At 53.0% G+C, this 6,819-nt stretch carries 6 protein-coding genes; 5 read left to right on the forward strand and 1 reads right to left on the reverse strand.

What is annotated here, in order from left to right:
* Window positions 1–240: 240 nt before the first annotated feature.
* Complete coding sequence (locus tag FD07_RS11385) at window positions 241–711, reverse strand: Rossmann-fold NAD(P)-binding domain-containing protein (RefSeq protein WP_020088953.1); 471 nt, start codon at window positions 709–711, stop codon at window positions 241–243.
* Between the two features lie 447 nt (window positions 712–1,158).
* On the opposite strand from FD07_RS11385, the gene FD07_RS11390 reads away from it, so the two are divergent.
* From FD07_RS11390 to FD07_RS11410, 5 genes are all read left to right on the forward strand, one after another.
* Window positions 1,159–2,364, forward strand: a complete 1,206-nt coding sequence (locus FD07_RS11390) for a betaine/proline/choline family ABC transporter ATP-binding protein (RefSeq protein ID WP_020088954.1) — start codon at window positions 1,159–1,161, stop codon at window positions 2,362–2,364.
* The gene (locus FD07_RS11395) at window positions 2,361–2,987 is read left to right on the forward strand and encodes an ABC transporter permease (RefSeq protein WP_020088955.1); all 627 of its coding nucleotides are present in this window, start codon (window positions 2,361–2,363) and stop codon (window positions 2,985–2,987) included. Before FD07_RS11390 ends, FD07_RS11395 begins: the two co-directional genes overlap by 4 nt.
* Window positions 2,988–2,997: 10 nt before the next feature.
* Window positions 2,998–3,927 (forward strand): osmoprotectant ABC transporter substrate-binding protein, encoded by a 930-nt coding sequence (locus tag FD07_RS11400; RefSeq protein WP_020088956.1) that lies wholly within the window; start codon window positions 2,998–3,000, stop codon window positions 3,925–3,927.
* A 2-nt stretch (window positions 3,928–3,929) separates the two neighbouring features.
* On the forward strand, window positions 3,930–4,592 hold the full coding sequence (locus FD07_RS11405) for an ABC transporter permease (RefSeq protein WP_020088957.1): 663 nt from the start codon (window positions 3,930–3,932) through the stop codon (window positions 4,590–4,592).
* A gap of 809 nt (window positions 4,593–5,401) precedes the next feature.
* The gene (locus FD07_RS11410) at window positions 5,402–6,751 is read left to right on the forward strand and encodes a hypothetical protein (RefSeq protein ID WP_020088958.1); all 1,350 of its coding nucleotides are present in this window, start codon (window positions 5,402–5,404) and stop codon (window positions 6,749–6,751) included.
* The last annotated feature ends 68 nt before the right edge of the window (window positions 6,752–6,819 follow it).

Below are 6,819 nucleotides of genomic sequence, written 5' to 3' on the forward strand. Positions count from 1 at the left end.
GTGGGGACCGCCTGCAGCCAAAGAAAACGTCGCGGCAAGGCACTATCGTAACCGGAGGCGGCCAGAGATGCAGGTTGCTGTGACGATGGTGTTAGCTGAGAATCAGCTTACACCGTGGGACGCGTTTGGAGACTGACGCCTTTTAGTCAGGCTTCAAACCGAGCCGGAGGACCGCCTTTCAGGCCGCAGGCGATCCCCACAGCTACCGGAATCTCTGGCAGCCGCAGGTGAATGTAACGTCTAGCCAGCGAAGCGTTGTTCATCCAAAAGCGGCACCACTTCGGCGGGAACTGGCGTCACACCCAACATGGCGCTCACGCTACCCAAGCCTTCGAGCAAGTCGGCTTCCATCCCGGCCGTCATTAACGTCCGTTGGGCTGCGCGCAGTTCGCCCGGTAAATCCTCGATATCATCCGTTCTGCTGACCAGCACGCGGGGCACTGCCACCGCTTGGGCTGCCGTGATCACGGTCTGAACAATTTCCGTCAGGTGAATGGTGGGTGCTAGCGCCACGACCAGGTCTTGATCGAGCATGGCGGCACTCAAGCCACCTTCATCCAAGGCTTCCCCCGTGAAGCCGGTAATCCCTGCTGACAGGGTCACTTCACTAGGGGTATAAACCGTTAAGTCAAGCACTGTATTTTTACTGAGTTGGCGGACAAACGCCTGACTGGTAGCGTCTAGGGGCCCAGCAATCAAGATTCGTTTCAAGTTCGTAACTCCCTTTCCAATTAACTAATAAGTAAGATTATAAGGGGTTATAGTAGGTCGAAGGCAAGCCTTTTTCACAAAAAATTCTGGTGGATTGAGAGCTTGTTGCCGCCAGTTCAATAAGGCGTCTCTTATAAAAAAGAACGCTAGGTATGTTATGATTTAATTGGGTGGTGGCCGAAAAAAAGCGAAATCGCGATATTTCAGGTGCTTTAGCGCTTACGTAAGCTGTTTCACACCCGCCAATTATCAACACTAAAAATTGTTATCTTTTGGAAATCGTTAAGGTTTCGTGTACAATAGCTATATTCACAAGAGCCTATTGTTTCAAATACGACCGGTCCCGGGTTGCTTCGCTCAGCGCGCATCACTGGACGTACCGATCGTTATTTCTATGTTTCCGGCTCTTTACCGGAAGTGTTACACCATTACACAGGAGGTTAATCTATGCTACTTTCAATGGAACATCTACGTAAGGAATATCCTAACGGGAAAATTGCCGTCGACGACTTCAACCTTGAAGTCGATCGTGGTGAATTTATTTCGTTCATCGGAACGTCTGGCTCAGGGAAGACCACGACCATGCGGATGATCAATCGCATGTTGCACCAGACTTCGGGGACCATCAAGATTGATGGTAAGGATATTTCAAAGATGGATCCAGTTAAGTTGCGGCGTTCCATCGGCTATGTCATCCAAAACATCGGTCTGATGCCGCACATGACGATTCAAGAAAACATTGAAATCGTCCCGAAATTGCTCGGCTGGTCCAAAGAAAAACGGGCAGAACAAGCGAAAAAGATGATTGATCTGGCACAATTGCCAGCAGAAATGTTAAATCGCTACCCCGGTGAACTCTCCGGTGGGCAGCAACAACGGATCGGGGTCGTTCGGGCCCTGGCCGCCGATCAAGAAATCATCTTGATGGATGAACCCTTTGGGGCCTTGGACCCTATCACGCGGGAATCCCTGCAAGACTTGGTCAAACATTTACAAGAGGACCTCGGGAAGACCTTCATCTTCGTGACCCATGATATGGATGAAGCCCTCCACCTGTCGACGCGCGTGGTCATCATGAGCCACGGAAAACAAGTCCAGGTCGACACCCCCGAAAATATCTTGCGGCACCCAGCCGACGAATTCGTCACCAACTTAATCGGTGAAGAACGGCTGATCAGAGCGCAACCAAACATTCTTTCCGTTAGTCAAATCATGTTAAAGAACCCGGCCGCCATCACGCCTGACAAGACGCTGGATGACGCCATCGACCTGATGCATGACCGGCGAGTTGATACGCTACTGGTTACCGATGCGGATGGCGTGCTCCAAGGCTACGTTGACTTGGACGACATTAACCGGATCACCGACGCCACCACGCCCGTTAGCCGTTTCACCAACAAGGAAGTCTTCTACGTTCAGGCCAACGCCCTCATTGGAGACACCGTTGATCGTATCCTAAAACAGGGGGTTAAAAACGTTCCCGTTGTCGATGCCAAGAAGCACCTGGTCGGTATCGTTACTAGAACCGCACTGGTCGACATCGTTTACGATGCCTTGCGCGGGGCCCCCGCCAACGACGAGCAGCCAGCGTCACCAATCAACGCTGACATTCACGCTGCCGCTACTCACGAAGGAGGCGAATCATCACAATGATTCACTTCTTACAGGTTTATGGCATGCAACTGATCGACAAGACCGGCCAACATCTCTACATTTCCGCGGCCGCCCTTCTCTTGGGGATCGTTGTCGCCGTGCCACTCGGGATCTTATTGACCCGCATGAAGCACGGGGCCAACGCGGTCATCACACTGGCCGGGGTCTTACAGACCATCCCTGCCATGGCGCTATTAGCCATGATGATTCCCATCTTCGGGATCGGGTCTACCCCAGCCATCGTCGCCCTGTTCATTTACTCTCTGCTCCCCATCCTACGCAACACCTACCTCGGGATGGAAGGCGTCTCACCAGCTGTGCGTGACGCCGCTAAGGGAATGGGCATGACCTGGTGGCAATCGATGATTCGCGCCGAGATTCCGCTAGCCGCGCCCGTGATCATGTCCGGGATTCGACTGTCTGCGACCTACGTTATCGCGTGGGCCACACTGGCATCCTACATTGGTGCCGGTGGTCTGGGTGACTTTATCTTTAACGGGTTGAACCTCTACCGTTCCGACTTAATCTTGGGCGGCTCGATTCCCGTTATTTTACTAGCCCTACTCGTGGACTATTTGTTAGGTAAGTTAGAAAACACCGTGACACCACGGCAATTACGATAGGAGGTCCGTCATGCGAAAACATTTACGTCAATGGCTAGCCGGACTTCTGGTAGCGATCGTCCTCTTACCACTCGGTGGGTGCAGCTTGCCCGGTCTGAGTGGTTCCGGCGACAATACCGTTCGGATTGCCTCACAGAACACGACTGAACAGCAGATTATGGCCTATATGATTCAAGGCATGATCGGCCACTACACGAAGTTAGATTCAACCATCGTCAACAACCTGGGTTCCGGGAATGTTAGTTTTAACGCTTTAAAGAACGACAACGCTGACATCTCCTCAATTCGGTTCAACGGGACCGACCTGACGACCGTCCTGAACGAAAAATTCGAACGGGATCCCGCCAAGGTCAAGTCAACCGTCACCAACGAATTCCAGAGTCGCTACCACATGACTTATTTCGAGTCATACGGGTTCGCCGACACCTACGCTTGGATGGTCAAGAAGAGTTACGCCAAGAAGTACCACTTGAAAACGGTCAGTGATCTGAAACGCCTCGCCCCTAAGATGCGCGTCGGGATCGACCAAATCTGGCAGAACCGGCAGGGTGACGGTTATCCTGCTTTCCAAAAGGACTACGGCTTCAGCTTTGGCACAGTCTACCCGATGCAAGTTGGGCTACTTTACGATGCCTTGGAAGCCAACAAGATGGATGCCATTCTGGGATACTCCACCGATGGCCGGGTCGGCAGTTACGACCTGACCCTGTTGAAGGATGACAGGAACTTCTTCCCACCATACGATGGGAGTCCGGTTGCGACGAATGCTATCTTGAAGAAACATTCTGAACTCAAACCGGTCTTGAATCGTTTGGTCGGCAAGATCTCACTGAAGACCATGCAAGACTTAAACTACAAGGTCGACGATCAACTGGAAGAACCCCAGACGGTCGCCAACGAATTTCTGAAACAACACCACTACTTTGAAGGGGGGAACTAGGCATGAAAGACATGGGCTTATTCAGTCAGTTAATCTATTACTTCTCGCACAACGGGATGTACGTCCTCAGTCAATTTAACCAAACGTTCCTCGTCTCCATCTATGGGGTGCTGTTCGGTGCCATCGTGGGAATTCCCATTGGGATCTGGATCTCACAGAACCGGAAGCTCTCCCCCGTCATCATTGGGATTGCTAACGTGATTCAGACGATTCCTTCCCTGGCGATGCTGTCCATCTTGATGCTGGGTCTGGGACTCGGGCAGAATACGGTGATTGCAACCGTCTTCCTCTACTCCCTGTTACCAATCGTCAAGAACACCTACACCGGGATGCTCAGCGTCGACCCCGACGTTCTGGATGCCGGTAAGGGAATGGGGATGACCCGTTTCCAAATCATGAAGACCATTCGGATTCCACTGTCACTTTCCGTGATCATCGCCGGAATTCGAAACGCCTTAGTCCTAGGGATTGGGATTACCGTTATCGGGTCCTTCATTGGGTCCGGTGGTCTGGGGGACATCATTGTCCGCGGGACCAACGCCACGAACGGGGGCGCAATTATCCTGGCTGGGGCATTGCCGACCGCGTTGATGGCGATCATCACCGACCTGGTCCTCTCCTTCATCGAAAAGCGCCTCACGCCAAAGACGTCTTCTGAAAACTAAACTGTTGTATGTTCAAGTTGCCTCCGGGCCGGTGAAAATTGGACCGTGACGCTGAGGGCCAAAGTTGTCGCCTGCGGCTGCCAGAGATTCCGCCTGCTGTGGGGACCGCCTGCAGCCAAAGTACTGGCTTTCGGCTCGGTTTGAAACCTCGCGAAGTTCACGCAAGTTTCCAAACACGTCCCACGCTGTAAAACCGGGAAGAACCAATCGCCCGGTCTAACACCGCCGTCACGGCTGGCTGCATCCCTGGCCTCCTCCGGCTAAGCTATCTTTGGCCCATGCACGTTGGGTCAAATCACAGCATATTTCCCAACCACGGACACAATGATGTTTCTCTGAATAATGTCTTTAGCGCACGCGCTTCAAGGTGTGGAAGTGCTTATCGGTCTAAATTAAATTTACCATTTCCGTAGGGTCGACAGTTCGCTGTTGGCCCTATTTGTTTTCACCTAAGCGCAAGTAAACAAATGTACGTATACCAACGACCACAAACGTTGATCCCGCCTTGGTACGGGCTAAATCTTTGTTAGCCGTGAGGGTGGGGGAAATAGGCTCAGCCGTGGGAATTGTCTTAGCGATTTATCGCTTAGTCAATTGGTGAGGGTGAAACTCGTCTCTCAGAGGTTCACCCTCACGCTTGGAGACCGCTCTGTGGCTCCAGGCGTCCGCCCTAGCGTTCCAGCCTATTTCCCCCACCCGGTAAGGCGCTGGTAAAACACAATTTAGCCCCTACCAAACGCGTGGCGCTAACATTGTGGGAAAATTTGGTATACTGGAACAAAATTCAAACGAAAGAGGGACTCCTTCCCGTGACCCGACTCAAACAAAGTGGCATCGACTTCTCCGTAGGCACGCTAAACTTTCTGGCAAATATCGGTATCATCCTGCCCTACGTCCTCATTCTGGCCAAGTGGCAACAGACCCAGAGTGAGACGTACCTGATCGCCCTCGTGGCCTTCTACATCTCTCGGGCGGCCAGTATCTTCTACACCAAACGCCTGAACCTGCGAGCAAGCACCTACCTGATTCTCAGCCTGACCCTCGGTGCGGCCGGCAGTCTGATCTTCGCTGCCACCGCCCACCTCGGTTGGCTGATTATCGGTAGCCTGTTGTGGGGCTACAGCGCCGCCACCATCTGGCCATATTTTTTGACCGTCAAGTTACACCTAACGCACACCGCCGACTTTAAAATGAAACGCCTCTACTGGTTGATTTTCGCCGGCTTGGCCCTGATCATCGGCGCCGATGTGCTGGCCAAATTCAGCTACACGCTGACCTTCACGCTGCTGGGGATTCTCTATTTGGTGGCGCTGCCCGGCGGACTCCTGCTAAATAACTTCACCAGCGACTTCTACCAGGAATCGCCGCGCCACGTTCACGGCCTCTCACAGACCTGGCGCTGGGTGCTCTCCGTGGTCTTCTTCGGCGTCATTGCCGTCCTGACCACGCTGCGTAAGGCGGCCATCAACATTCCCAGCTGGCTAATTCTAACCATCATCGGGATTGCGCTAGTGATTCTGATCATCGAACTGATTGCCGACTGGCACGTCCTGCCGCGCTATAAAATGCGGCTCCTCAACCGGGGCTTTCTGGTCAGCATGGTCTTGCTATTCAACAGTTTCTTTGCCTATTTCTACCTGGGCAAGGCCGGGATGTACGCCGTTTTTGCCGTGTACCTGTTGGGCTTCGAAATGGGCTTCACCCTCTTCAATCTGCTCGGGCACCACGATGCTCGCCGCGCCCGCTACGACAGTCTAATTAGCCTGATGGTCGGCCAAGTTCTCCTGTTGATTCCGTGGGTCGGCAGCTACCTGTTGGGCCTCCTGCTGATCACCCTCTACGTGGGCTACGACAACCCCACGCTCAATGAGACGCTCTACGGCCTCGACAGCATCGATACCGACAGCGCCATCATCCATAAGTACCGCTTCTCCACTTACGGCGGTCTGCTCTGCCAATTGGTCATGTTTGGCCTGCTCATGGCCGTCAGTGCCGTAGCCGGCCTATCGCTCCTCGACTTCTTCAAACCGAGCGACACCGGCAATTTTGACCTGTATTTCTACGGTCTGAGCTGGCCGCTCGTCATCGTTTCCCTCATCATCTCCGTGGGCAATCTGCGGTCAAAATCACCCGCCACAGTGAAAACCCAGTCTGAATAAGGCTGGGCTTTTAAATAGCCCCTCCTATTACTACTAATGTAAAAATCGGTAGCGTCAAGAATCTTGTG

The organism is Levilactobacillus parabrevis ATCC 53295, assembly GCF_001434055.1.
GTDB lineage: Bacteria > Bacillota > Bacilli > Lactobacillales > Lactobacillaceae > Levilactobacillus > Levilactobacillus parabrevis.